The sequence below is a fragment of the Streptomyces albicerus genome, from assembly GCF_008905045.1.
In the GTDB taxonomy this organism is placed as follows: domain Bacteria; phylum Actinomycetota; class Actinomycetes; order Streptomycetales; family Streptomycetaceae; genus Streptomyces; species Streptomyces albicerus.
Genome location: NZ_VWMY01000013.1, coordinates 121,306 through 146,860, shown reverse-complemented (window position 1 = coordinate 146,860; position 25,555 = coordinate 121,306). Strand labels below are relative to the sequence as shown.

The window sequence follows — 25,555 nt, the reverse complement described above, 5'->3', positions numbered from 1 at the left end:
CACGCCCCCCAATTGGCCTATGCGCGGGGCATTTGGCTGTTCGTAGGACAAGCGTTCCTGGGGTGCGTGGGACGCAGGGTGCGACGCCCTCAGCGGCCCGCGTCGGACCTGCGGCGCGACGCCCTCAGCGGTCCGGCTCTGTGTCCTTCAACCAGTTCACCAATTCAGTGGAAAACGCCACCGGATCCTCCTCGTGCGGAAAGTGCCCGAGCCCGTCGAACAGCCGCCAGCGGTACGGCGCTTCGACGTACTCCCCGGACCCCGCGGCGCTCCGTGTGCGCATCACCGGGTCGAGCGAGCCGTGCAGATGCAGCGTCGGCACGCGCACCGGCCGCTTCATGCGCCGGTTGAACTGGATGCCGTCCGGGCGGGCCATCGAGCGCACCATCCACCGGTACGGCTCGATCGAGCAGTGTGCCGTCGAGGGGATCAGCATCGCCCGCCGGTACATCTCCACGGCGTCGTCGTCCGGCAGCCGCGGCCCCGACCAGTCCCGGATGATCTCGCCGACCAGAGCGCCCTCGTCGGCGACCAGTTGGCGCTCGGGGATCCAGGGCCGCTGGAAGCCCCAGACGTACGAGCCCGCCGCGGTCTGCTTCATGTCCGAGAGCATCGCGGAGCGCCAGCGCCGGGGATGCGGCATCGAGGAGACCACCAGCCGGCGCACCAGCTTCGGGCGCATCACGGCCGCCGTCCACGCCAGATAGCCGCCGATGTCGTGGCCGACGAGCGCGGCGTCGGGCTCACCGAGGGACCGTACGACCCCGGTGATGTCGAGCGCGAGGTTCGCGGGGTCGTAGCCGCGTGGCGTGCGGTCGCTGCCGCCGACGCCCCGCAGGTCCATCGCGACCGCGCGGAAGCCCGCGTCGGAGAGCGCCGCCAGTTGATGCCGCCAGGTCCACCAGAACTGCGGGAAGCCGTGCAGCAGCAGGACCAGCGGCCCGTCGCCCATCTCGGCGATGTGGAAACGCGCGCCGTTGGCGGCGACGTCCCGGTGGGTCACCTTCCCGCCGGGCACGTCGAGTCGTACGACCGAGGTGGGTTGTGCCGAGGGTGATTGCCCCGCAGGGATGGAGGAGCCCGTCATGAGGATGAGCGTGCCACAGCCTCGACGGTGTGTCCGACCCGGTCCGCCGGGGTCACCTGACGGGGGTGCGGCTTCGCGTTCTGCAGTACGGCCGCCGATTCCTTGACCGAGGCCGCGGTCTTCTGCGGGCCCTTGCCCTTCTTGGCCTTCTTCGCGAAGACCACGCCGATCAGCGCGAGGACGCCGGCAACCAGCACGTTCGCGGCGAACGACAGCAGGAAGCAGACGGCCAGGTTCCAGTCGCTCCAGGTGCGGATGCCGTACGCCAGGGCGAAGCTCAGCATCGGCAGGGAGAAGATCAGCACCGCCCCGGCCGCCGCGAACGCCCCGCCGCCGACCGCGCCGCGCTTGACGTCCCGCTTGAGCTGCGCTTTCGCCAGCGCGATCTCGTCGTGCACCAGCGCGGACATCTCGGTCGTCGCCGAGGCGAACAGCTGGCCGATGCTGCGTTCGGCGCCGACCGGGCTGCCGTCGGGTGCGCTCATCGCGTTCTCCCTGTTGTCTTGTCGCCGTTGTCTTGAGGCGGTCCGGGGACGCTACCCGTCCCCGGACACCGCTGTCTTGGGACGTTTTGCGTATGTGTCGGACCCTGCGTGTCAGATCATGCCGGACCGTCGTTCTCCTCGCTTGCCCCGCCCGTCACTTCGGCAAGCCTCCGATGCTCGGCCGCCTTGCGCTCGTAGATCTCGGCCATGCGCAGGTGGTAGGCCGGGTTCTCCTGCTCGTAGATGTCGGGGATGCCGTCGAGGTCCTCGTCGCGCTCCTCGTCCTCGCACAGCTTGCGGTACTTGGCGTTGCGTATCTTCAGCAGCGTTCCCGCCAGGACTGCCGCGATCAGGGAGCCCAGCAGCACGGCGGCCTTCACCTCGTCGGTGAGCGTCTGGTTGCCCTCGAAGGCGAGTTCACCGATGAGCAGCGAGACGGTGAAGCCGATGCCGGCGAGCGAGGCCACCGCGAAGACGTCCGGCCAGGCGAGGTCCTCGGAGAGTGAGGCCTTGGTGAATCGGGCGGTCAGCCAGGTGCCCCCGAAGATGCCGAGTGCCTTGCCGGCGACGAGGCCGAGGACGACACCGAGGGTCTCGGGCCGCGAGAACACTTCGCCGAGCACGTCGCCCGACACCGCGACGCCGGCGCTGAACAACGCGAACAGAGGTACCGCGAGGCCCGCCGACACAGGACGTACGAGGTGCTCGATGTGCTCGCCGGGGGAGTACTCCTCGCCTTCGTCCTTGTGGGTGGTGCAGCGCAGCATCAGGCCCATCGCGACACCGGCGATGGTGGCGTGGATGCCGCTGTTGTACATCAGCCCCCAGATCACCAGGGCGAGCGGCACGTACACGTACCAGCCGCGTACGCCCTTGCGCAGGAGCAGCCAGAAGACGGCGAGGCCGACGACGGCGCCGCCGAGCGCGGTGAAGTTCAGGTCGTCGGTGAAGAAGACCGCGATGATCAGGATCGCGAAGAGGTCGTCGACGACGGCGAGGGTGAGCAGGAAGGCGCGCAGGGCGCTCGGCAGCGACGTACCGATGACGGCGAGGACGGCCAGCGCGAAGGCGATGTCGGTCGCGGTCGGTACGGCCCAGCCGGCGAGGGAACCGCCGCCGGTGACGTTGACCAGCGTGTAGACGAGCGCGGGCGCGGCCATGCCGCACAGCGCGGCGACGACCGGGAGTGCGGCGGCCCGCGGATCCTTGAGATCACCGGCGACCAGCTCGCGCTTGAGCTCGATGCCGGCGACGAAGAAGAAGACCGCGAGGAGACCGTCGGCGGCCCAGTGCTCGATCGAGAGGTCCAGGCCGAGTGAGGCGGGCCCGATGTGGAAGTCGCGGACGGACTCGTAACTCTCCCGGATGGGAGTGTTCGCCCAGATCAGCGCGGCGATCGCGGCGACGAGCAGGAGTACGCCGCCGACCGTCTCGGTGCGCAGCGCGTCCGCGACGAAGGTCCGCTCGGGCAGCGAGAGCCGTCCGAAGAGCTTACGGTCCTTGCGGGGAGCGGGGGCGGGGGTGAGCGCGGACACGAGGTCGACCTCCGGTCGGTAGGCAGGGCTGAGCACATGCCGACCAGACTTCCCGGCGCACCTTGAGAGCTCTGAGTTCTCTTGTCGCGATGTTGACGCGTTCCTTAGCTTACCTAAGATACGGCCGGGCCCATCCGGTGATCTTCACGGTAGACGCGAAGGGGGCACCCGGCGCGTCTGCTGCCGGGTGCCCCTTGGAGCCGTACGTCAGTCCTGTCGGAGTCGTACGTCAGTCCTCGCTGGGCGCCGCCGGGAGCTTCGCCTGGATGAGGTCCATCACCGTGGAGTCGGTGAGCGTGGTGACGTCACCGAGCTGGCGGTTCTCTGCGACGTCGCGCAGCAGTCGACGCATGATCTTGCCGGAACGGGTCTTGGGCAGCTCGGCCACCGGCAGGATCCGCTTCGGCTTGGCGATCGGGCCGAGCGTCGTCCCGACGTGATTGCGCAGCTCGCCCACCAGGGTCTCGGTCTCGGAAGCCGTACCGCGCAGGATCACGAAGGCCACGATCGCCTGGCCGGTCGTCTCGTCTGCCGCGCCCACGACCGCCGCCTCGGCGACCGACGGGTGCGAGACGAGCGCCGACTCGACCTCGGTGGTGGAGATGTTGTGCCCGGACACGAGCATCACGTCGTCCACCCGCCCGAGGAGCCAGATGTCGCCGTCCTCGTCCTTCTTGGCGCCGTCGCCCGCGAAGTACCTGGCCTCGAAGCGCGACCAGTACGTGTCGAGGAACCGCTGGTCGTCGCCCCAGATGGTGCGCAGCATCGACGGCCACGGCTCGGTCAGCACGAGGTAGCCGCCGCCTCCGTCGGGCACTTCCCGCGCCTCGTCGTCGACGACGGTCGCGGAGATACCGGGCAGCGGGCGCTGCGCGGACCCGGGCTTGGTCTCGATCACTCCCGGCAGCGGCGAGATCATGATCGCTCCGGTCTCGGTCTGCCACCAGGTGTCCACGATCGGGGTGCGGTCCGCGCCGATGTGCTTGCGGTACCAGATCCACGCCTCGGGGTTGATCGGCTCACCGACGGAGCCGAGGACCCGCAGACTGCTGAGATCGAACTTCGCGGGGATGTCGTCGCCCCACTTCATGAACGTACGAATCGCGGTGGGCGCGGTGTACAGGATCGTCACGCCGTACTTCTGCACGATCTCCCACCAGCGGCCCTGGTGCGGGGTGTCGGGCGTGCCCTCGTACATCACCTGCGTCGCGCCGTTCGCCAGCGGCCCGTACGTGATGTACGAGTGGCCCGTCACCCAGCCGACGTCGGCCGTGCACCAGTAGACGTCGGTCTCCGGCTTGAGGTCGAAGACGGCGTGGTGCGTGTACGCGGCCTGCGTGAGGTAGCCGCCGGAGGTGTGCAGGATGCCCTTCGGCTTACCCGTCGTGCCCGAGGTGTAGAGGATGAACAGCGGCTGCTCGGCGTCGAAGGCCTCGGGCGTGTGCTCGGCGGGCTGCCTGGCCGTGATCTCGTGCCACCAGATGTCGCGGCCCTCGGTCCACGCGACCTCCTGGCCCGTACGGCGCACGACGAGCACCTTGTCCACGCCGTCGACCCGGGCGACCGCCTCGTCGACGGCCGGCTTGAGCGCGGACGGCTTGCCGCGCCGGTAGCCGCCGTCCGAGGTGATGACGAGCTTGGCGTCGGCGTCCTGGATGCGGGTGGCGATGGCGTCGGCCGAGAAGCCGCCGAAGACGACGGAGTGCGCGGCGCCGATGCGGGCGCAGGCCAGCATCGAGACGACGGCCTCGGGAATCATCGGCAGATAGATGGCGACCCGGTCGCCCTTCTCGACGCCGAGCTCCGTCAGGGCGTTCGCCGCCCGGGAGACCTCGTCCTTCAGCTCGGCGTAGGTGATGGCGCGGCTGTCACCGGGCTCGCCCTCGAAGTGGATGGCGACGCGATCGCCGTGCCCGGCCTCGACGTGCCGGTCCACGCAGTTGTACGCGACGTTGAGCTTGCCGTCCTTGAACCACTTGGCGAACGGCGGGTTCGACCAGTCCAGGGTCTCGGTCGGCTCGGTGGCCCAGGTCAGCCGGCGGGCCTGCGCTGCCCAGAAGCCGAGCCTGTCAGCCTTGGCCTGTTCGTACGCCTCCGCGGTGACGTTGGCGTTCGCGGCCAGGTCGGCGGGCGGCGCGAACCTGCGCTCTTCCTTCAGCAGGTTGGCCAGGCTTTCGTTGCTCACGACATCTCCCTTTCCCAGGGTGTCCGTTGTGTCCCAGGCCACAGCTCATCAGACGTGGACCCCTGGTGACAAGGGCCGTCCGAGAATTGGTTTAGACCTGTGTGCGGGATCCGGTGTGCGTGTGGCCCTCCGCGAACGCGGGGGCCACACGTTCTCACGGACGGGGGAAGGAAGCGGTTCAGACCGGCGTGTCGTGCAGGGCCGTCGCCGCGACGCGGTCGAAGACCTCGCCGTCGGGATCCTCGTGGGGCGCGGTCTCCTTGAGGAGATAGGCCTGGGCCTCGCCCACGTGGAAGTACATCCCGTGCAGTTCGAGTACGCCCTCCTTGAGCGCCCGCGCCACGGACTCGTGGGCCCGCAGATGCTCCAGCTGCTGCACCACGTTGGTCAGGCAGAGCTGCTCGACGGCGTCGGCGGGCGCCCGCCCGGCGATCCTCGTCCACGGCCGGTCCTTCGCGGCCATCCGCTCCAGACTCGGCAGCCCGTGCCGCAGCCACCGCTTCAACGGCGTCTGCACGCCACCCGGTTCGGTGCTCATCAGCGCCTGCATCGCCCCGCAGCCGGAGTGCCCGCACACTGTGATGGACCTCACTTTCAGCACGTCCACCGCATACTCGATCGCGGCCGCCACCGAGTCGTCGCCGCTCTCCTCGCCGGGCGGCGGGACGAGATTGCCCACGTTCCGTACGACGAAGAGGTCGCCGGGGCCGCTGGAGGTGATCATCGATGTGACCAGCCGGGAGTCGGCGCAGGTGAGGAAGAGCTGCTGGGGCCGCTGCCCCTCGCGCGCGAGCCGGGCCAGCTCACCGCGCACCAGGGGCGCGGTGTTGCGCTGGAACGTGCTGATGCCGCTGGCCAGTTGATGCCCGCTCGGGCGCCCGCCGACCGGCTCGGTCCGGGGGCGCTCGCAGTGATGGTTGCGCCACGGGGTCCAGGGCCGGCAGTGGCAGTGCGACGTCTCTCCAGTGCCGCCCTTGACGTGGGGCGCGGCCAGCCGGGCTCCGGTGCGGCCGGTCAGCTCGACCGAGCCGCCCTGCGCGATGTGCGCGCTCTGCCAGTCGTACAGCGACTCGTACGCCGCGTGGTCCATGAAGGAGCCGTCCAACTCGACGACGGCATCGGCTCCCTGGGGTACGAGATGCAGCGCCCGGCTGAGCCGCGGCACGGCGAGGAACGTCAACTGACCTCGTACGCGCACATGGTGGACGCCCTCCGAGTCCTCCTCGTGGGTGATCCGCGTACGGGTGAGCCGGTGCAGCGCCACCGTCACGGCCACGGCGACACCGATGGCCACGCCTTCGAGGACGCCGAAGAACACGACTCCGGCCGTCGTGACCGCGTACACCGGAATCTCTCGGTGGCGGGTGACGGTACGGATGTGGTTGATCGACACCATCTGTACGCCGACGGCCATCACCAGTGCGGCGAGCGCGGCGAGCGGGATCAGGTCGAGCACGGGCACCAGCAGCAGGGCGGCGACCACGATCCACAGCCCGTGCAGCATCGTGGAGGCGCGACTCACGGCGCCCGCCTGGACGTTGGCCGCGCTGCGCACCGCCACGCCGGTGACGGGCAGTCCGCCGAGCGCCCCGGAGACGATGTTCGTCGCGCCCTGTCCGCGCAGCTCGCGGTCGAGGTCGGCGCGGGGGATGCGCGGCCCGTGCCCCCGGGCGGAGGCCAGCTTGTCGACGGCCACCGCGGAGAGCAGCGACTCGACGCTGCCGACCAGCGCGACGGTCAGGACGGCCGCGACGATGCCGAGGGCGGGCCCGTCCGGCAGCCCGGCGAGGGCGTGGCTGCTCCAGGAGGGCAGGTCGACCCGGGGCAGCCGGAGCCCGGCGAGGGCCGCGACCGCTGTGGCCGCCGCGACGGCGGCGAGCGCCGCGGGGACCGTACGGACAACGCGCCCCGCCCGGCCGGGAATTCGGGGCCACAGGAGCAGTAGGGCCAGGGTGAGGGCGCTCATCGACAGCGCCGCCCCGTGGAGGTCGGCCAACTGGGCGGGCAGCTCGCGCACATTGTCGATGACGGAGCTGTGCGGGGAGCCGCCGAGCACGATGTGCAGCTGGGCGACGGCGATGGTGATGCCGATACCGGCCAGCATGCCGTGCACGATCGCGGGGCTGACGGCGAGGGCGGAACGGGCCACCCGCAGGAAGCCCAGGCCGAGTTGGGCGAGTCCGGCGAGGACGGTGATGGCGCAGGTCGTACGCCATCCGAACTTCTCGATGAGGTCGGCGGTTACCACCGTGAGCCCTGCGGCGGGCCCGCTCACCTGGAGCGGCGCGCCGCCCAGTCGGCCGGCCACGAGTCCGCCCGCGGCGGCGGCGACGAGCCCCGCCTGCAGCGGTGCTCCGGTGGCGAGGGCGATCCCCAGGGACAGCGGAAGGGCGATCAGGAAGACGGCGATCGAGGCGGACAGGTCGGCGGCCGCGATCCGGGGGATCCGCGGAATGCGGCGGCGGGGCGGGGGCGGGCTGTGCGGCCGCCCCTCGTCCGGTGTGTGCCAGGAGTCATCAGTGCGGGTGGGGACGCAGGCAGGCATGGTTCCCGTCTCCTCCGGGGCTGCGCGGTCGCTTGGGATGCGGCCGTGGGTCACGGCATACAGCGGCGGGATTTCTCAACGCTCGGTAAATGAATCGTAATGGAGAGTAAAGGGGGTGTGGGAAAAAATAGCGCAAATGGGTCAATAATTCACCCCTGGGGGTGATTAAGCATTTCGATCGGCTTGTCGTACTAATTCCTTCTCGGGTCCCTGCGACCTTGGTGGAGCTGTCGGTTTTGTTCGTTTTCTCGGGGGTTCCTCGGGGCTTTCCCGCACGGCATTCCCCATCCGCGTTGGCCCGACTGAAGGAAGAAGGTGGGCAGAACATGGCCGCCACCCAGAGGATCGCCGGGGGCGTCACGGCCGCCGCGGCCTGCGCCGCCGCGCTCGCCGGTTGCGCGATCGGCGACACCGGTGCCAAAGAAGGCGCGCATCGCGAAGGCGCGCACGGCGCGAAGAAGGCCGCGGGCGCCCATGCGCCCCGGAGCGCGATCCGGCTGATCGGCGACGGCTCCACCGCCTTCACCGGCGCGCAGCCGCATCTGCCCCGGCCTGAGCGGCTGAAGCCCGGTCAGAAACCGCCCCAGTTCGTGGTCTTCTCCTGGGACGGCGCCGGCGAGGACGGACAGCGGCTGTTCTCGCACTTCCGCAAGGTCGCCAAGGCCAACAACGCGACGATGACGTACTTCCTGAGCGGCGTGTACATGCTCCCGGAGGAGAAGCGCGACCTGTACCGGCCGCCGCAGCACTCACCGGGCCGCTCCGACATCGGTTTCAATGACGAGCAGGGCATCAAGGACACCGTGAAGCAGTTGCGCGGCGCCTGGCTCGAGGGCAACGAGATCGGCACGCACTTCAACGGCCACTTCTGCGGCAGCGGGGGCGGCGTCGGCGAGTGGTCGGTCGAGGACTGGAAGGACGAGATCGCCCAGGCCAAGTCCTTCGTGAAGTCCTGGAAGACCAACACGGGCACGAGGACGGCCGGCCCGCTGCCCTTCGACTACGACAAGGAGCTCATCGGCGCCCGCACCCCCTGCCTGGAGGGGCAGAAGAACTTCATGCGCGCCGCCCGCGAGCTGGGCTTCCGCTATGACACCAGCGGCGTCAACGACCAGGTCTGGCCCAAGAAGAAGGGGGGCCTGTGGGACCTGTCGATGCAGCTCGTCCCGGTCCCCGGCCGTGGCTTCGAGACGCTGACCATGGACTACAACTTCATGGTCAACCAGTCGGGCACGACATCCCAGGGCGACCCCGCCAAGCACGAGTACTGGGGCGACCAGATGCGTGACGGCCTGCTCAGGGGCTTCTCCCGCGCCTACGAGGGCAACCGCGCGCCCCTGATCATCGGCAACCACTTCGAGTCCTGGAACGGCGGCACGTACATGCGCGCCATCGAGGAGACCATCGAACGCGTCTGCACCAAGCGCGAGGTGCGCTGCGTCTCCTTCCGGCAGCTCGTCGACTGGCTCGACGCCCAGGACCCGAAGACCCTGAAAAAACTCCGCACCCTCAAGGTGGGCCAGGCCCCGAAGCGGGACTGGGCGTCGTTCCTCTCCGGCAAACCCGCCCCGGCCCCGAAGGGCGTCCCGGGGGCACCGGCGCTCAAGCGGTAACGCCTGGACGTGCGGGCGTTACCGGCCAGGCCGTGCGGCTCGCCCGGGCCGTGCGGCCGGCCGGTTGGGGCGTGCGCGACGAACCGAGCTTCAGGGCCGCCCGGGCAGCGCGAAGCTCAGGCCGTGACGGCCTCCGCCTCGATCTCACGCAGGACGAACGCGGGATCGACCTGAGCAGCCAGATCGGCGCCCGTCCGCTCGTTGCCCCATGACTGGGCGTTCTTCAGGTGGAAGTGGACCATCTGGCGCGTGTAGCGCTCCCAGTCGCGCTGCTCGTACGTGGCGTCGGCGGCGGCCTGGAGGGCCCGCAACGCACGGCGGTTGTCGTCCTCCAGACGCTCGAAGTGCGGCGGGCGGCCCTTCTCCATGGCGCGCACCCAGTCCGAGTGCCCGACCGTCAGCAGCAGGTCGTCACCGACCTCGCCCTTCAGGAAGTCGATGTCGTCCTGCCCCTGCACCTTGTTGCCGACGACCTTCAGGGTGACGCCGAAGTCGCGCGCGTACTCCTTGTACTGGCGGTAGACGGAGACCCCCTTCCGGGTCGGCTCGGCGACGAGGAACGTGATGTCGAAGCGGGTGAACATGCCGGACGCGAAGGAGTCCGAGCCCGCCGTCATGTCGACGACGATGTACTCGCTCTGGCCGTCCACGAGATGGTTCAGGCAGAGCTCCACTGCACCGGTCTTGGAGTGGTAGCAGGACACTCCCAAGTCGGCCTCGGTGAACGGGCCGGTGACCATCAAACGGACGGCGCCGCCGTCGAGTTCCACCGGCCGCGCGCAGGCCTCGTACACCGGGTTGTCCTCGCACACCCTCAGCAGCCGGGAACCCTCGCCGGGCGGCGTGGTCTTGATCATCGTCTCGGCGGAGGTGATGCGGGGGTTGGAGCCGCGCAGGTAGTCCTTGATGAGCTGCAGCCGGTCGCCCATGGCAGGCAGCCGCTCGGCCTCGGCGTCGTCCAGGCCGAGCGCGGGGCCGAGGTGCTGGTTGATGTCGGCGTCCACCGCGACGACGGGCGACCCGGTGGTCGCGAGGTGGCGGATGAAGAGCGAGGACAGGGTGGTCTTGCCGCTGCCGCCCTTCCCAACGAAAGCAATTTTCATGTTCAGAAAGCGTAGCGGCGCGACTGTGTCCGAGGGCCGTCAAACGGGAAGAAGACCACTCCTTCGTGGGTCGCGGGCAGGGTGTGGGGCGCGAGCAACAAGGAAGGGCGCGTCGGCTCGACGAGGGGCGGAGGCCGGGTGACGGGCGGGCGCGTAGGGTCGTACTCATGAGTACGACAGGTGCGGACGCCGATCCGCTTGCGGCGCTGGGGTCGCTGCCCGGCGTGGCCGAATCCGTGGAGTCCGTGCGCAAGGCCGTGGACCGGGTCTACGGGCACCGCATCATGCGGCGCCGCAGCAACGAGATCACCTCTGAGGCGGCGCTGCGCGGCGCGCGCGGTTCCGCGGCGCTGTCCGGCGCCGACTGGGCCCTCGAAGAGGTGCGCCGGCGGACCGACTTCAGCGGCGACGACGAGGCCCGGGTGGTGGGCGCCGCCCTCCGGCTGACAGCAGAGGCGGGCCAACTCCTGTCCATCTGGCGGCAGTCGCCCCTTCGGGTACTGGCACGGCTGCATCTGGTGGCCGCCGCAGACAAGGGGGACGCGGTCGGGCGCCCGCGGCGGGACGGTGAGCCCGTCACGGAGACCTCGGCGGCCGGCGCCGCAGGGCCGCTGATGGAACTCCCACTGCCGGACGCGGCCGAGGTCGAGGGCCGTCTCGACGGCCTCTCACGGCTGATCATCGCCGGAGGTCCCGCACCCGCCCTGGTGACCTCCGCCATCGTGCACGGCGAACTCCTCGCGCTGCGCCCCTTCGGTTCCCACAACGGCCTGGTCGCGCGCGCGGCCGAACGCATCGTCCTGGTCGGAAGCGGCCTCGACCCCAAGTCCGTCTGCCCGACAGAGGTCGGCCACGCGGAACTGGGCCGCGCGGCCTACGCCTCGGCCCTCGAAGGCTACGTCTCCGGCACCCCGGAGGGCGTGGCAGCCTGGATCGCCCACTGCGGCAAGGCGGTTGAACTCGGCGCCAGGGAGTCCACGGCGGTGTGCGAGGCGCTCCAGCGCGGGGCTGCGTAGGGCGTTCACTTCTGGGGCGAGTGAGCCGAAGGAGCGCGCCTGTGTCGAGAGGCCGAGCGCGCGGAGGCCCGACGAAGGAGGGTCGAGCACGGTCGGCCTCTCGACACAGGCTTCTGCGCTCCGGAGGTGAACCGAGCCCCAAAAAAGGGGTTGCGGCGGTACGAGGATTCGTACCGCCGCTGGCATGTTCACCGGGTTACCAAGCGTCCTCGAGATATTGCCCATCAGGTCGGGAACTGTTGCCCGTCACCTGGTGCGGCTGGCCCGTAATCGACGGGTCGACGTCGCGTGGGTGCCCGGTGTTCATGCTCGGTCCGTGGGGCCTTGGTTGCGTTTAAAGGTGATCCTCTCGGATGTCCTTGGTCTCGCGGGCCGTTAATCCCTTTGTACTCCAGGATCAGAGGAAGGGAAAGCCCTCGCTGCACTTCTTTACTTTTAGTCTCAAACGGAGCGAATCGGGCGAGCTCGTATGGTCCGCGGACCGGACGGCCCGGTCCGCGGGTCAGACGGCCGTCGCGCGACGCCGGCTCGCGTACCAGACGAGCCCCGCGGTGGCCGCCGCCGCTCCTATCGCCGCGGCCGCGACCAGGGCCGGCCGGGGCGGTACGGACAGCCGCTGCTTCAGCCGGACCGGGTGGTGGAAGTCGAGAATGGGCCACCCGCGCGCGGTGGCCTCGCGGCGCAGCGCGCGATCGGGGTTCACGGCGTGCGGATGGCCGACCGCGTCGAGCATCGGGAGGTCGGTCGCGGAGTCGCTGTAGGCGTAGCAACGGGAGAGGTCGTACCCCTCGGACGCGGCCAGCTCCTTGATGGCCTCGGCCTTCGTCGGGCCGTACGCGTAGTACTCCACCTCGCCCGTGAAGCAGCCGTCGTCGCCCACGACCATGCGCGTGGCCACCACCCGGTCCGCGCCGAGCAGTTCGCCGATCGGCTCGACGACCTCCGCCCCGGACGTGGAGACGATCACGACGTCGCGCCCGGCGATGTGGTGCGCCTCGATGAGGGAGGCGGCCTCGTCGTAGATGATCGGGTCGATCAGGTCGTGAAGGGTCTCGGCGACGATCTCCTTCACCTGTTGGACGTTCCAGCCACGGCAGAGCGCGGACAGGTACTCACGCATCCGCTCCATCTGGTCGTGGTCGGCGCCTCCGACGAGGAAGACGAACTGGGCATATGCGGTACGCAAGACCGCCCGGCGGTTGATCAGGCCGCCTTGGTAGAAGGACTTGCTGAAGGTGAGCGTGCTCGACTTCGCAATGACCGTCTTGTCCAGGTCAAAGAACGCCGCTGTGCGAGGCAAGGAGTGGTTTTCCACGAGCCCGAGCATATGCGCCCACCATTCGGGCTAGTGTGGGGCGCGTGGGTTTGCCTGAGATGGCTCTCGGGTACACCATGGAAGTCACGGATCGTTCGCGACCGTGCTAACCCGGTCCGACTCCTCCCCCCCCGAGTCGGCCGTGGGGACGACCCCCGCTCTCCCCCCCGGCGGGGGTCGTCGCATGTCCGGGTGGGTTTTCTGCCTCTCTTTCCTGAACGCCGGGCCCCGTTGTGCGGGCTTCGGCGTTTCTCTGTGTGTGCACAGGATTCGTCACTGTAAGTAGTCGCTGTGCTGCTCTAAGGAAGTCGTACAACGGTCACCGGTTTGGGTGAAGGCGATATTCACAACCGCCGAGTTGTCCACAGTTATCGACCAAGATCCACACGTTTTCCGGGATCGCTGCACCGTGATTCCAGCGCGCACCGCTCGCGGAAGTTCATGGCCGGTTCCGTTTGTCCGGCGGCTATGGCCGGTTCGTATCGGCGGTTCATATGGAGGGCCGCTTGCCGGTTCTTGCGCGTGTGCGGGAATCGCGGGGCCGCAGGGGCTCCGCGAGGAAGCAGCGAAGGGGGCTGGAGATCGTGGCGGGAGCCATCACACACGACCGGCCGTCGGCCGCCGAGGGGCGGCAGGGCGGACCGTTGATCGTCACCGAGGACGCGGATCTGCTGGACGACCTGCTGCGGCTGTGCGCCGCGGCGGGCGCCCGGCCGGAGGTCCACCACGGGGTGCCCGAGCGCGGCGGCGGCTGGGAGACGGCGCCCTTGGTGCTCGTCGGCGACGATGCCGCGCGACGGGTGCGCGGGGCCGCACGCAGACGCGGAGTGGTGCTGGTGGGGCGGGATCAGGACGATTCCGGGGTCTGGCGACGGGCCGTGGAGATCGGTGCGGACCATGTCCTGCTGCTGCCGGATGGCGAACAATGGTTGGTCGACCGGATCGCCGACGTGGCCGAAGGAGTCGGACCGCCCGCCCTCACCGTCGGCGTGATCGGCGGCCGCGGCGGCGCCGGATCGTCCACGCTCGCCTGCGCGCTCGCGGTCACCTCGGCGCGCCAGGGCAGGCGCACGCTCCTCGTGGACGCCGATCCGTTGGGTGGCGGACTCGATGTACTCCTCGGGGGCGAGGCCGCCGAGGGACTGCGCTGGCCGGCCTTCGCCGCCTCGCACGGGCGGGTCGGCGGCGGCGCCCTGGAGGAGTCGCTGCCCTCGCTTCACGCGCTCCGGGTCCTCAGCTGGGACCGCGGCGACTGCGTCACCATCGCGCCCGAGGCCGTCCGCGCCGTGCTGGCCGCGGCCCGGCGGCGGGGCGGAGCGGTGGTCGTGGACCTGCCACGCCGAATCGACGAAGGAGTCGTGGAGACCCTCGCCCAGGTGGACCTGGGCCTCCTCGTGGTCCCCGCCGAACTGCGCGCCGTCGCGGCGGCCGGCCGGGTGGCGTCCGCCGTCGGCATGGTCCTGAGGGACCTGCGCGTCGCGGTACGGGGGCCGTACGCGCCCGGCCTGGACGACAGGGAGGTGGCCCGGCTGCTCGGGCTGCCCCTGGCGGGCGAAGTGCCGGTGGAGACGGGGTTGTTGGCGGCCCAGGAGCGGGGGGCTCCGCCCGGGGGAGACGGGCGGGGGCCGCTGGCCCGCTTCTGCTCGGCGTTCTGGGAGCGGGCCGCGGTTGCGGGAGGGGGCGTATGAGCAGGGGCACGCGTGTGCGTGGCTGGGAGTCGGACGGTGGCGCGGGTTCGCCTCCGGGCGCCGGGCTGATGGGCGTGGGTTTGCCTGTGGATACGAGGTCTGCGGGTCGGCGTGCGGGTGTGGGTGTGCCCGCGGAGATGGTGCGGCCGGGCTGGCGTACGGGTGTGGGTGTGCCCGCGGAGACGGGGCGCCCGGGCTGGCGTACGGGTGTGGGTGTGCCCGCGGATATGAGCCTCGCGGGTCGTCGTGCAGGTGTGAGCATGCCCGCGGATGCAGGGTTGTTGGACGGAGTGCGGCAGTGGCTTGCCGAAAGTGGGGCCGAGCCGACTCCGGCGCGGGTGGCGCAGGCCCTGCGGGAGCAGGGGCGGGTGCTCGGAGACGCCGAAGTCCTCGGTGCGGCCGAGCGGTTGCGGTCGGAGCTGGTCGGGAGCGGGCCGCTGGAGCCTTTGCTCGGTGATCCCTCGGTGACCGATGTGCTGGTCTCGGCTCCCGACCGGGTGTGGGTGGACCGGGGCGGCGGCCTGGAGCTGACCGGTGTCTCCTTTCCGGACGCGGCGGCCGTACGACGCCTCGCGCAGCGTCTCGCGGCCGTGGCCGGGCGGCGCCTCGACGACGCGCACCCCTGGGTGGACGCCCGGCTCCCGGACGGGACCAGGCTCCACGCGGTGCTGCCACCGGTCGCCGTCGGCTCGACGTGTCTGTCGCTGCGGGTCGTACGGCCACGGGCGTTCACGCTCGACGAGCTGGTGACGGCGGGGACGGTGCCGCCGGGCGGGGACCGGCTACTGCGGGCGCTGCTCGACGCGAGGCTCTCGTTCCTGATCAGCGGCGGCACGGGCAGCGGCAAGACGACGCTCTTGAGCGCCCTGCTGGGCCTCGTCGGGCCGGGTGAGCGGATCGTGCTCGCCGAGGACTCGGCGGAGCTGCGCCCCGACCATCCACACGTCGTACGTCTGGAGTCCCGACCCGCCAACCAAGAGGGCGCCGGACTGGTCACGCTCCAGGACCTGGTGCGCCAGGCCCTGCGCATGCGGCCGGACCGGCTGGTCGTCGGCGAGGTGCGCGGGCCCGAAGTGGTCGCCCTGCTGGCCGCGTTGAACACGGGCCATGAGGGCGGCTGCGGGACCGTACACGCCAACGCGGCCTCGGGAGTGCCGGCCCGCCTGGAGGCGCTGGGCACGGCCGCGGGGCTCGACAGGGCCGCTCTGCACAGCCAGGTGGCCGCCGCGCTGTCGGTGGTGCTGCATCTCGTACGCGACCGGACCGGGAGGCGGCGGATCGCCGAGGTGCACGTGCTGGAGCGGGATGCGGCGGGGCTGGTGGTGACGGTTCCGGCGCTGCGCTGGGGCCCGGAGGCCTTCGCGTACGGCCGGGGGTGGGAGCGGCTGCGGGGGCTGCTCGGTGGCATCGGGGACGTCGGCGGGATCGGTGGTGTCGGTGAGAGGGGTGAGGAGCTGTGACCGGGGTCGGTGAGGTGTCCGTGGGGGCGGCGATCGCGTGTGCCGGGGCGGCGGCCTGGCTGATGGGCGGGCAGGGGCCGGGAGCGCGGCGAGCTCAGCTGCTGTTTGCGGGTGGTGGGGCGGTGGGTGTCGGGCCGCCGTCGTGGGCGAGGGCCGTGCGGGCCGGGGAGCGGCTGCGGCGGCTGCACCGGACGCGGGGTGAATGGTGGGCGCTGGTCGTCGGGCTGGTGGTCGCCCTGCTCGGGGCGTCCGTGGTGCCGGTCGTCGCGGGCGCGCTCGGGATTCCGCTGATGCGGCAGGCTCGGCGTGCCGGGGCGGCGCGGCGTGCACGCGAGCGACGGGCCGACGCGGTGATCGCGTTGTGCGGTGCGCTCGCGGGGGAGGTGCGCGCCGGGCGGCAGCCGGGCGAGGCACTGCTCGGGGCAGCCCGCGATTCGGGCGGGCTTGGCGACGCGCAGGCGGTGGTGCTGGCGGCGGCCCGCTTCGGCGGGGACGTGCCCGGCGCGCTCACCGACGCGGCACGGCGGCCGGGGGCCGAGGGACTGCTGGGCCTCGCCGCGTGCTGGCGGGTCGCCGTGGACCGGGGTGCCGGACTCGCGGCCGGGCTCGACCGGCTGGAGGCGGCGTTGCGCGCGGAGCGGGACCAACGGGCCGATCTATGCGCCCAGTTGGCGGGGGCACGGTCGACGGCGGTGCTGCTCGCGGGATTGCCGGTGCTCGGGCTGCTCCTCGGCACCGCGCTCGGCGCCGACCCGCTGCACGTCGTGCTGCATACGGGTGCGGGCCTGGGCTGTCTGCTGGTCGGCGGAGTGCTGGAGGGCGTCGGGCTGTGGTGGGCGCTGCGGATCGTACGGGGAGCGGAGGCGGGATGAGCACGGAAGTTGTCCACAGGCTGGGGGTGGCGTTGTGCGTGGTGGCGGGGGTGTGGTCGCTGATCCGGGCCCTGGGCGCGGCGCGGCGGGAGCGGAGTACGCGCAGGCGGTTGCGGGTGGTGCTGATCGGGAAGTCGGGGACGGCAGTGGAGTCGCTGCCCGGCGGGCGGCGCTTGGAGATGCGCGATGACGTGAGGCGGTGGCTGCCCGTTGTCGGTGCCGTGAGCGCCTGTTGGGTGTTCGTCGGTGGTGCTCCCGGGGTCTTGGTGGGGCTTGCGGCCGGGTTCGGGATGTGGCGGTGGCAGCGGAGACCGGCGCCGGTGGAGGAGTTCGACGCGGGGTTGGCCGCACGGCAACTGCCACTCGCCGCCGATCTGTTGGCGGCCTGCATCGCGGCGGGCGCCAGTCCCGTGGTGGCCGCCCAGGCTGTCGGGGAGGCGCTGGACGGGCCTGTGGGGGAGCGGCTGGCGCGGGGTGCGGCCGAGGTGCGGCTCGGGGGTGAACCGGCCGAGGCGTGGCGAGGGCTGGCCGCGTTGCCCGGGGCCCGGACACTGGCTCGGTTGCTGGAGCGGGCCGGCGAGTCGGGCGTACCGGCTGCCGCACCCGTCGCGCGACTCGCCGCGGAGGCCCGCGCCGAGTGGGGGCGTACCGCCACGGCTCGTGCGCGGCGGGCGGGAGTCCTGGTCACCGCGCCGGTGGGGCTGTGTTTTCTGCCCGCGTTCATCGCGATCGGGGTGCTGCCTGTGGTGATCGGGCTTGCGGGCGGGGTGCTGGGAGGAGGTGGTGGGTGACGGGCGGAATGGGATGAACGACGAGTGATCAAGGTCAGTCAAAGGGGCAACGGAACAGAGCTGTACGGGGGTTCGGATGAGCAAGGCAATGCGGGTACGAGTGCGGGTGCGGGCGTGGGTCCTGGCGGCCAGGGCCCGGGTGGTGCGGAGGGATGCCGGGATGGTCACCTCCGAGTACGCGATGGGGTTGATCGCGGCGGTGGGATTCGCCGCGCTGCTCTACGAGGTGCTGACCAGCGGGCAGGTGCGGGGAGCTCTGCAGGACATCGTGGGGCGGGCGCTCAATGGGCAGTTCTGAGGCGGGGGTGAGCGATCCGGAGCGGGGGCCGAGTCCCGGGCGGGAGCGGAGTTCCGGACGGGACCGGAGTTTCGAGCGGGATCGGAGTTCCAGACGGGATCAGAGTGCGGATCGGGATCGGAGTTCGGATCGGACCGGGGCTCGGGACCGCGGCTTCGTGACGGCGGAGGCGGCCGTGGTGCTGCCTGTACTGGTCGTGTTCACGATGGCGCTGGTCTGGGCGTTGATGGCCGCGGCCGCCCTGATCCAGTGCGTGGACGCGGCCAGGGCGGGGGCTCGCGCCGCGGCCCGACAGGACCCGCCGGCCACGGTGATGGCGGTGGCCCGTGAGACGGCGCCGAGTGGCGCGCGGGTCACCGTCCGGCGAGAGGGCGACCTGGTGCACGTACGGGTCGAGGCGGAGGCGCCGGGGCCGGACGCGCTGGCCCTCGACCTGACGCAGGAGGCTGCGGCCCTGGCCGAGGAGACGGTTGGGGTGGGCGGATGAGGAAGGGAGGCACGGGACGTAGGAGAGGTCTCCGGTCGCATATGAGAGCGCGTGCGAGGCCGCGTGGGCCGCGTACGAGGGCGTTCAAGTCGGACCAAGGGTCGGCGACCGTGTGGACCGTGGGCGCGATCGCGGTGCTGTGTGTCGTCTTCGGTGCCGTCCTCGCGATGGGGCAGGCGGTGGTGATCCGCCATCGCGCGGGCGGAGCGGCCGACTTGGCGGCGCTCGCGGCGGCCGACCACTGGATGGACGGCGGGACGGAAGCCTGCGCCCAGGCGGACCGGGTGGCGCGCGCTCAAGGCACCCGGATCGTGCGGTGCGCCGTCCAGGGCGAGATCTCGGACGTCACGGTGGCGGCGGGACGGGGACCGTTGACGGCGGAGGTGAGGTCGCGGGCGGGCCCGGCTGGGCCGGTGGCTCCGGCTGGTCCTGGGGCTTCGATGGCTCCGCCTGGTCCGGCGGATCCAGCGTGGTCAGCCGGTTCGGCCGGACCTTCCGAACCTGCCGGACCTGCAGGCCCTGACAGACCCGTGCCGCCGAACGGAACATCCGGGTCGGCCGCCGAGGAGGTGGGGCCGTAGCGGGCCAGTAGTCCTCCGCTCCTCCGCTCCTCGTCGACGAGGTGAGCCGTGGCCCTCCGCCCTAGCCCGCGAGTGCCCGGTCTCTCGGCGGGGCGGGGCTGGGCTGGAAGACGACGCTCTAGCCCTCCGCGGCTTCGCCGACGACGTGCCCCTCGCTGACGACGTGCCCTCTGCCGCCGACGTACTCCTCGTCGGAAGCAGGCCCCTCGTCGGAAGCAGGCCCCTCGTCGGGGGCGGGCCCCGCCCCCGACGCGACCCCCGGCTTCCCTGGCCGCCCCTCCGGCGCTCCTCCCAGCAGCACCGTCAGCAACCGCACAGCCCCCCGCTTGTGCAAAGGCTCGTTGCCGTTGCCGCACTTGGGGGACTGGATGCAGGACGGGCAGCCGGCCTCGCACTCGCAGGAGGCGATGGCCTGGCGGGTGGCGGTGAGCCACTCGCGAGCGGTGTGGAAGGCGCGTTCCGCGAAGCCCGCGCCGCCGGGGTGGCCGTCGTACACGAAGACGGTGGGCAGGAGCGTGTCCGGGTGCAGTGGGATGGAGACGCCGCCGATGTCCCAGCGGTCGCAGGTGGCGAAGAGCGGCAGCATGCCGATCGAGGCGTGCTCGGCGGCGTGCAGGGCGCCGCCGAGGATCTCGGGGTTCACGCGAGCGGCGTCGAGTTGGTCCTCGGTGACCGTCCACCACACGGCACGCGTACGGAGTGTGCGAGGAGGGAGGTCGAGTTTGGTCTCGCCGAGCACCTCGCCGGTGATGACACGACGACGCAGGAAGGAGACGACCTGGTTGGTGACTTCGACGGAGCCGTAGCACAACCGGCCGTCACCCCAGGGGACTTCGACATCCGTCTCCAGGACGGAGATGGCGGTCGTGTCGCGGGCGACCGTCGAGTACGGCGGGTTGGCCTCCTCGACGAGGGCGACCGAGTCGTCCAGGTGGAGTTCCTTCACCAGGTACGTACGGCCCTGGTGGAGGTGGATCGCTCCTTCGTGGACGGTGGTGTGCGCGGCCGAGGCGTCGACCGTGCCCAGCAGTCGGCCGGAGCCGGCCTCCACGATCTGCACCGGGTTTCCGCCTCCGCCTCGGATGTCGGTCAGGTCGGCGGCCCGTTCGCGACGGGTCCAGTGCCATGCCTTCGTGCGGCGGCGCAGCAGCTTCGCGGCCTCCAACTGCGGGAGCAGCTCGGCGGAAGCGGGACCGAAGAGGGGCAGGTCCTCGTCGGTCAGGGGAAGTTCGGCGGCCGCGGCGCACAAGTGGGGGGCGAGGACGTACGGGTTGTCGGGGTCGAGGACGGTGGACTCCACCGGCTGGTCGAACAGCGCCTCGGGGTGGTGGACGAGGAATGTGTCCAGCGGGTCGTCACGGGCGACCAGGACGGCCAGTGCCCCCTGCCCGGAGCGGCCCGCGCGGCCCGCCTGCTGCCACAGGGAGGCCCGGGTGCCCGGGTAGCCCGCGATGACGACTGCGTCCAAACCGGAGACGTCGATGCCGAGTTCGAGTGCGGTGGTGGCGGCGAGGCCGAGGAGTTCGCCGGAGTGGAGGGCGCGTTCGAGGGCGCGGCGTTCCTCAGGAAGGTAGCCGCCGCGGTAGGCGGCCACGCGGCTGACCAGGGAGCGGTCGACCTCGGCGAGGCGCTCCTGGGCGATCACCGAGATCAGCTCGGCCCCGCGGCGGGACCGTACGAAGGCGACCGAGCGGACACCCTGCACGGTCAGGTCGGTGAGGAGGTCGGCGGTCTCGGCGGTGGCGGTGCGGCGGACGGGAGCGCCCTTCTCGCCGTGGAGTTCGGTGAGGGGAGGCTCCCACAGGGCGAACACCAGTTCCCCGCGCGGTGAGGCGTCGTCCGCGACCTCCACGACGGGCAGGCCGGTGAGGCGGGAGGCGGCGACCGAGGGCTCGGCGGCGGTCGCGGAGGCCATGAGGAAGACGGGAGAGGAGCCGTAGCGGGCACACAGGCGGCGCAGCCGGCGGAGTACTTGGGCGACATGAGACCCGAAGACGCCCCGGTAGGTGTGGCACTCGTCGATGACGACGTAGCGCAGGGCGCGCAGGAAGGAGGACCAGCGGGCGTGGGAGGGCAGTATCCCGCGGTGCAGCATGTCGGGGTTCGTGAGGACGTAGTTGGCGTACTGGCGTACCCATTCGCGTTCCTCGACGGGTGTGTCCCCGTCGTAGACCGCGGAGCGTACGGCATTGCCCAGAGGTTGTGAAAGTTCCTTCACGGATCGGCGCTGGTCCGCCGCCAGGGCCTTCGTCGGGGCGAGGTACAGCGCGGTCGCGCCGCGGCCGTTCGGGGCCTCCGAACCGTCGAGGAGCGTCGAGAGGACGGGGACGAGGTACGCGAGTGACTTGCCGGAGGCCGTGCCCGTGGAGACGATCACCGACTCGCCGTCCAGGGCGTGCTCGGCGGCGAGTGCCTGGTGGGCCCAGGGATGCTCGATGCCCGCGGACTGCACCGCGGCGATGACCTCCGAGCGGATCCGGTCGGGCCACACGGCATGGCGACCCGCGCGTGGGGGCAAGTGCTCCGTATGAGTGATGCGCGAAGCCCGGCTCGGCCCCGAGGCGAGCCGGTCCAGGATCTCGCCCGGCGAGGGGCGGGATGCGGTGTCCGTCGAGGTTCGATCGGATCGGTGATTCTTGGCCATCGGCATCGAGTGTGTCACTGGCGTGACGGACAATGGACCCAAGGCGTCGTGCACGCCTGCCGGTAAGTGATTGAATGCCATCGCGGCTGGCGAACCGTCCCGGGGGCTCCGCCGAGGTGTCCCTTGGGATGACCGCTCGATAGCAAGGTGCTGGAGGATCCGTGGACCTGTCCCTGTCGACCCGTACCGTCGGCGATCGTACGGTCGTCGAGGTCGGTGGCGAAATCGATGTATATACCGCGCCCAAGCTGCGCGAGCAGCTGGTCGAGCTGGTGAACGACGGCAGTTTTCATCTTGTCGTCGACATGGAGGGCGTGGATTTCCTCGACTCCACCGGGCTCGGCGTGCTGGTCGGTGGCCTGAAGCGGGTGCGTGCCCATGAGGGCTCGCTCCGGCTGGTCTGCAACCAGGAGCGCATTCTGAAGATCTTCCGCATCACCGGTCTCACCAAGGTGTTCCCGATCCACACCTCGGTCGAGGAAGCGGTGGCGGCCACCGACTGAGCGGCCGTGGTCCGGCCCGTCCCTGACTGGCCGGTCAGCGGCCGACAGCCGGTTCCCGGGCCGTGCCCGGGAGGCAGAAGTCAATGGAGGGGGGTCCGGGTCTCGGCGATCCGGCCCCCCGACCGCACGCCCGTAGTTCCGAGGGGGATGCATGGCCACCGTTGAACTCCGCTTCAGCGCGCTGCCCGAGCACGTCAGGACCGCCCGACTGGTGGCGGCAGCGGTGGCGCGCAGGGCCGGAGTGGACGAGGCCGTCCTCGACGAGGTCAGGCTCGCCGTCGGCGAGGCCTGCACCCGGGCCGTCGGCCTGCACCAGAGCGGCGGAATCTCGGCGCCGGTGCGGGTGTCGCTGATCGAGGAGGAGAAACAGTTCTCCATCGAGGTCGGCGACGAGGCACCGCACACGGTTCCCGGCGACAAGGCGCCGGGCGCCCATGGCGGAGGCGACGATCCGGACACGGAGACCGAGGAGGACGAGATGGGCCTCGCGGTCATCAGCGGCCTCGTCGACGACGTGGAAGTGACCGCCGGTGAGAACGGCGGACTGATCAGGATGAGCTGGCCAACCACGCCGCCGGCCGCGCTCCTCCCCTGATCCGTCCCCCCTGGACTGCTCCAACCTGTGTCCGACCTGTTCGAAAGGGCCCTGCTGAGCAGGGCCCTTTCGCATGCCCGGCCATCGCCGGACGATCTCCAGCTCACTCGCCACCCTTTTCGTGAATCAATTCACGACCTGGATTACGATCAACAATAAGATCAGCTTTACGCCACGCCGCGCGGCAATGATCGGGCGTCAATGCTTTTGGGGCATTACCTCTTTCGGGTTCCGTGATGGTCCGTGGATCATTTGCTGAAGAGCAGGTGAAGGCCGATTCCGCTTACCGCGCACTGTTTTGATCAGGTTCCGGTACCTACAATCCGTCCACATCTTGAGCTCGGTCCAAGCGTCAAGGAGGACGAATGGCGGGGCTTTCTACCCCTCATCAGTTTGACCAACCCACAACCTTCGCAGCCGCAGTACTGACCGACGACAACCGCCTCATCGTGATGGTCATCGCGGCCGTCGCCCTTGCGGCGCTTGTCGTCGCCGGGGTCCTGGTCCGCCAGGTGCTCGCGGCCGGCGAGGGCACCGACAGCATGAAGAAGATCGCGACAGCGATCCAGGAGGGCGCGAATGCCTACCTGGGGCGGCAGATGCGCACGCTCGGCGTTTTCGCCGTCGTGGTGTTCTTCCTGCTCATGCTGCTGCCCGCGGACGACTGGAATCAGCGCGCCGGACGATCGGTCTTCTTCTTGATCGGCGCGGCGTTCTCGGCGACCACCGGCTATATCGGCATGTGGCTCGCCGTACGCAGCAATGTGCGCGTGGCCGCCGCGGCACGGGAAGCGACTCCGGCGGAGGGTGAGCCCGAAAAGGATCTCACCGCCGTCTCGCACAAAGCCATGAAGATCGCTTTCCGCACGGGCGGCGTCGTCGGCATGTTCACGGTGGGGCTCGGTCTGCTGGGCGCCTCCTGTGTGGTGCTGGTGTACGCGGCAGACGCGCCGAAGGTCCTGGAGGGCTTCGGCCTCGGCGCCGCGCTGATCGCCATGTTCATGCGTGTCGGCGGCGGCATCTTCACCAAGGCCGCCGACGTCGGCGCCGACCTGGTCGGCAAGGTCGAGCAGGGCATTCCGGAGGACGATCCGCGCAATGCCGCGACCATCGCCGACAACGTGGGCGACAACGTCGGCGACTGCGCCGGTATGGCCGCCGACCTCTTCGAGTCGTATGCCGTCACGCTCGTCGCCGCGCTGATCCTCGGCAAGGCGGCGTTCGGCGACTCCGGGCTCGCCTTCCCGCTGATCGTGCCCGCGATCGGTGTCCTGACGGCGATGATCGGCATCTTCGCCGTGGCTCCGCGCCGTGCGGACCGCAGCGGGATGAGCGCCATCAACCGCGGCTTCTTCATCTCCGCGGTGATCTCGCTGGCGCTGGTGGCCGCGGCGGTCTTCATCTATCTGCCGTCCACGTACGCCGAGTTGGACGGGGTCACCGACGAGGCCATCCTCGGCGACTCCGGCGACCCGCGGATCCTCGCGCTCGTCGCCGTCGCGATCGGCATCGTGCTGGCCGCGCTGATCCAGCAGCTGACGGGCTACTTCACCGAGACGACCCGCCGTCCCGTACGGGACATCGGGAAGACCTCGCTCACCGGCCCGGCGACCGTCATCCTCGCCGGTATCTCCATCGGTCTCGAATCGGCTGTCTACACCGCCCTGTTGATCGGCCTCGGCGTGTACGGGGCCTTCCTGCTCGGCGGTACGTCGATCATGCTGGCGCTCTTCGCGGTGGCGCTGGCCGGTACCGGTCTGCTCACCACGGTCGGCGTGATCGTGGCGATGGACACCTTCGGTCCGGTCTCCGACAACGCGCAGGGCATCGCCGAGATGTCCGGTGACGTCACGGGCTCGGGCGCGCAGGTGCTCACCGACCTGGACGCCGTCGGCAACACCACCAAGGCCATCACCAAGGGCATCGCCATCGCCACCGCGGTCCTCGCGGCCTCGGCGCTCTTCGGCTCGTATCGCGACGCGATCCTCACGGCCGCGAACGAAGTGGGCGAGACGGTCTCCGGCGAGGACGCGCCGCTGAACCTGATGATGGACATCTCGCAGCCCAACAACCTGGTCGGGCTCATCGCGGGCGCCGCGGTCGTCTTCCTCTTCTCGGGGCTGGCGATCAACGCGGTCTCGCGGTCCGCCGGGGCCGTGGTCTACGAGGTGCGGCGGCAGTTCCGCGAGCACCCCGGGATCATGGACTACACCGAGAAGCCCGAGTACGGGCGCGTCGTCGACATCTGCACCAAGGACGCGCTGCGTGAGCTGGCCACACCGGGTCTGCTCGCCGTACTGACGCCGATCGCGATCGGCTTCACGCTCGGGGTCGGCGCGCTCGGTTCGTTCCTCGCGGGCGCCATCGGCACGGGCACGCTGATGGCGGTCTTCCTCGCCAACTCCGGCGGCGCGTGGGACAACGCGAAGAAACTCGTCGAGGACGGCCACCACGGCGGCAAGGGCAGCGAGGCCCACGCCGCGACGGTGATCGGCGACACGGTCGGCGACCCCTTCAAGGACACCGCGGGGCCGGCGATCAACCCTCTGCTGAAGGTGATGAACCTGGTGGCGCTGCTCATCGCGCCGGCGGTGGTCAAATTCAGCTACGGCGAGGACAAGAGCGTGGGCATGCGAGTCCTCATCGCGGTGCTCTCGCTCGCCGTCATCGTGGGCGCGGTGTACGTGTCCAAGCGGCGCGGGATCGCCGTGGGTGACGAAGGCAACTCCGGGCGGGTGGCCAAGTCGGCGGA

20 protein-coding genes are annotated in these 25,555 nt (G+C 70.7%); 12 read left to right on the top strand and 8 right to left on the bottom strand.

The features are described from left to right. Window positions 1-124: 124 nt before the first annotated feature. The 5 genes from GAS53_RS13560 to GAS53_RS13540 all read right to left on the bottom strand — a co-directional run bounded on the left by GAS53_RS13560 (window position 125) and on the right by GAS53_RS13540 (window position 7,837). Window positions 125-1,087, bottom strand: a complete 963-nt coding sequence (locus GAS53_RS13560) for an alpha/beta fold hydrolase (RefSeq protein WP_151477770.1) — start codon at window positions 1,085-1,087, stop codon at window positions 125-127. Further along, complete coding sequence (locus GAS53_RS13555; RefSeq protein ID WP_151477769.1) at window positions 1,084-1,572, bottom strand: phage holin family protein; 489 nt, start codon at window positions 1,570-1,572, stop codon at window positions 1,084-1,086. The genes GAS53_RS13560 and GAS53_RS13555 overlap by 4 nt, the downstream gene beginning before the upstream one ends. 116 nt (window positions 1,573-1,688) lie before the next feature. Beyond that, window positions 1,689-3,143 carry a Na+/H+ antiporter NhaA gene (gene nhaA, locus GAS53_RS13550; protein ID WP_192583093.1) on the bottom strand — a complete coding sequence of 485 codons (1,455 nt, stop codon included), beginning with the start codon at window positions 3,141-3,143 and terminating at the stop codon, window positions 1,689-1,691. Window positions 3,144-3,336: 193 nt separating this feature from the next. Continuing rightward, complete coding sequence (acs, locus tag GAS53_RS13545) at window positions 3,337-5,334, bottom strand: acetate--CoA ligase (RefSeq protein ID WP_151477768.1); 1,998 nt, start codon at window positions 5,332-5,334, stop codon at window positions 3,337-3,339. Window positions 5,335-5,470: 136 nt separating this feature from the next. Next, window positions 5,471-7,837, bottom strand: coding sequence for a bifunctional SulP family inorganic anion transporter/carbonic anhydrase (locus tag GAS53_RS13540; RefSeq protein WP_151477767.1), 2,367 nt, complete (start codon window positions 7,835-7,837; stop codon window positions 5,471-5,473). A gap of 326 nt (window positions 7,838-8,163) precedes the next feature. Between GAS53_RS13540 and GAS53_RS13535 the strand changes: the two genes are divergently transcribed. Further along, on the top strand, window positions 8,164-9,450 hold the full coding sequence (locus GAS53_RS13535) for a polysaccharide deacetylase family protein (protein WP_151477766.1): 1,287 nt from the start codon (window positions 8,164-8,166) through the stop codon (window positions 9,448-9,450). A 116-nt stretch (window positions 9,451-9,566) separates the two neighbouring features. Here the strand turns inward: GAS53_RS13535 and GAS53_RS13530 are convergent, their stop codons facing one another. Then, window positions 9,567-10,553, bottom strand: coding sequence for an ATP-binding protein (locus GAS53_RS13530; protein ID WP_151477765.1), 987 nt, complete (start codon window positions 10,551-10,553; stop codon window positions 9,567-9,569). A gap of 167 nt (window positions 10,554-10,720) precedes the next feature. Here GAS53_RS13530 and GAS53_RS13525 point away from each other — a divergent pair, with 167 nt between their 5' ends. Beyond that, window positions 10,721-11,569 carry a Fic family protein gene (locus GAS53_RS13525; RefSeq protein WP_151477764.1) on the top strand — a complete coding sequence of 283 codons (849 nt, stop codon included), beginning with the start codon at window positions 10,721-10,723 and terminating at the stop codon, window positions 11,567-11,569. A 502-nt stretch (window positions 11,570-12,071) separates the two neighbouring features. On the opposite strand, the gene GAS53_RS13520 is transcribed toward GAS53_RS13525, so the two are convergent. Continuing rightward, entirely contained in the window at window positions 12,072-12,896 is an 825-nt protein-coding gene (locus tag GAS53_RS13520; protein WP_151477763.1) for an HAD family hydrolase, read from the bottom strand. Window positions 12,897-13,468: 572 nt separating this feature from the next. Between GAS53_RS13520 and ssd the strand changes: the two genes are divergently transcribed. The 7 genes from ssd to GAS53_RS13485 all read left to right on the top strand — a co-directional run bounded on the left by ssd (window position 13,469) and on the right by GAS53_RS13485 (window position 19,061). Next, on the top strand, window positions 13,469-14,572 hold the full coding sequence (gene ssd / locus GAS53_RS13515) for a septum site-determining protein Ssd (RefSeq protein WP_151477762.1): 1,104 nt from the start codon (window positions 13,469-13,471) through the stop codon (window positions 14,570-14,572). Between the two features lie 260 nt (window positions 14,573-14,832). Then, a complete protein-coding gene (locus GAS53_RS13510; protein ID WP_151477761.1) occupies window positions 14,833-16,032 on the top strand; it encodes a TadA family conjugal transfer-associated ATPase in 1,200 nt (399 codons plus the stop codon). A gap of 62 nt (window positions 16,033-16,094) precedes the next feature. Beyond that, window positions 16,095-16,904 (top strand): type II secretion system F family protein, encoded by an 810-nt coding sequence (locus GAS53_RS13505; RefSeq protein ID WP_151477823.1) that lies wholly within the window; start codon window positions 16,095-16,097, stop codon window positions 16,902-16,904. Continuing rightward, window positions 16,901-17,695, top strand: coding sequence for a type II secretion system F family protein (locus GAS53_RS13500; RefSeq protein WP_151477760.1), 795 nt, complete (start codon window positions 16,901-16,903; stop codon window positions 17,693-17,695). The genes GAS53_RS13505 and GAS53_RS13500 overlap by 4 nt, the downstream gene beginning before the upstream one ends. A 76-nt stretch (window positions 17,696-17,771) precedes the next feature. Further along, window positions 17,772-17,993, top strand: coding sequence for a DUF4244 domain-containing protein (locus tag GAS53_RS13495; RefSeq protein WP_151477759.1), 222 nt, complete (start codon window positions 17,772-17,774; stop codon window positions 17,991-17,993). A 157-nt stretch (window positions 17,994-18,150) separates the two neighbouring features. Then, window positions 18,151-18,480, top strand: a complete 330-nt coding sequence (locus GAS53_RS13490) for a TadE family type IV pilus minor pilin (protein WP_151477758.1) — start codon at window positions 18,151-18,153, stop codon at window positions 18,478-18,480. Beyond that, entirely contained in the window at window positions 18,477-19,061 is a 585-nt protein-coding gene (locus tag GAS53_RS13485) for an Rv3654c family TadE-like protein (RefSeq protein ID WP_404829214.1), read from the top strand. Before GAS53_RS13490 ends, GAS53_RS13485 begins: the two co-directional genes overlap by 4 nt. A gap of 118 nt (window positions 19,062-19,179) precedes the next feature. Here GAS53_RS13485 and GAS53_RS13480 read toward each other — a convergent pair whose 3' ends face one another. After that, entirely contained in the window at window positions 19,180-21,786 is a 2,607-nt protein-coding gene (locus tag GAS53_RS13480) for a DEAD/DEAH box helicase (RefSeq protein ID WP_225858897.1), read from the bottom strand. 80 nt (window positions 21,787-21,866) lie between these two features. On the opposite strand from GAS53_RS13480, the gene bldG reads away from it, so the two are divergent. The 3 genes from bldG to GAS53_RS13465 form a co-directional block, all read left to right on the top strand. Beyond that, window positions 21,867-22,208, top strand: a complete 342-nt coding sequence (gene bldG / locus GAS53_RS13475) for an anti-sigma factor antagonist BldG (protein ID WP_003975386.1) — start codon at window positions 21,867-21,869, stop codon at window positions 22,206-22,208. 151 nt (window positions 22,209-22,359) lie between these two features. After that, window positions 22,360-22,803, top strand: a complete 444-nt coding sequence (locus GAS53_RS13470) for an ATP-binding protein (RefSeq protein ID WP_151477755.1) — start codon at window positions 22,360-22,362, stop codon at window positions 22,801-22,803. Between the two features lie 365 nt (window positions 22,804-23,168). Further along, the coding region (locus GAS53_RS13465) for a sodium-translocating pyrophosphatase (RefSeq protein ID WP_151477822.1) at window positions 23,169-25,555 on the top strand (2,387 nt) is incomplete at its 3' end.

Bases quoted from the DNA above. Each gene is read 5' to 3' on its own strand.
- GAS53_RS13540 (WP_151477767.1), bottom strand. From the start codon at position 7,837: ATGCCTGCCTGCGTCCCCACCCGCACTGATGACTCCTGGCACACACCG.
- GAS53_RS13525 (WP_151477764.1), top strand. From the start codon at position 10,721: ATGAGTACGACAGGTGCGGACGCCGATCCGCTTGCGGCGCTGGGGTCG.
- GAS53_RS13480 (WP_225858897.1), bottom strand. From the start codon at position 21,786: ATGGCATTCAATCACTTACCGGCAGGCGTGCACGACGCCTTGGGTCCA.
- GAS53_RS13535 (WP_151477766.1), top strand. From the start codon at position 8,164: ATGGCCGCCACCCAGAGGATCGCCGGGGGCGTCACGGCCGCCGCGGCC.
- GAS53_RS13530 (WP_151477765.1), bottom strand. From the start codon at position 10,553: ATGAAAATTGCTTTCGTTGGGAAGGGCGGCAGCGGCAAGACCACCCTG.
- GAS53_RS13560 (WP_151477770.1), bottom strand. From the start codon at position 1,087: ATGACGGGCTCCTCCATCCCTGCGGGGCAATCACCCTCGGCACAACCC.
- GAS53_RS13555 (WP_151477769.1), bottom strand. From the start codon at position 1,572: ATGAGCGCACCCGACGGCAGCCCGGTCGGCGCCGAACGCAGCATCGGC.
- GAS53_RS13495 (WP_151477759.1), top strand. From the start codon at position 17,772: ATGAGCAAGGCAATGCGGGTACGAGTGCGGGTGCGGGCGTGGGTCCTG.
- GAS53_RS13520 (WP_151477763.1), bottom strand. From the start codon at position 12,896: ATGCTCGGGCTCGTGGAAAACCACTCCTTGCCTCGCACAGCGGCGTTC.
- GAS53_RS13505 (WP_151477823.1), top strand. From the start codon at position 16,095: ATGGGCGGGCAGGGGCCGGGAGCGCGGCGAGCTCAGCTGCTGTTTGCG.
- GAS53_RS13485 (WP_404829214.1), top strand. From the start codon at position 18,477: ATGAGGAAGGGAGGCACGGGACGTAGGAGAGGTCTCCGGTCGCATATG.
- GAS53_RS13510 (WP_151477761.1), top strand. From the start codon at position 14,833: ATGCCCGCGGATGCAGGGTTGTTGGACGGAGTGCGGCAGTGGCTTGCC.
- GAS53_RS13470 (WP_151477755.1), top strand. From the start codon at position 22,360: ATGGCCACCGTTGAACTCCGCTTCAGCGCGCTGCCCGAGCACGTCAGG.
- GAS53_RS13500 (WP_151477760.1), top strand. From the start codon at position 16,901: ATGAGCACGGAAGTTGTCCACAGGCTGGGGGTGGCGTTGTGCGTGGTG.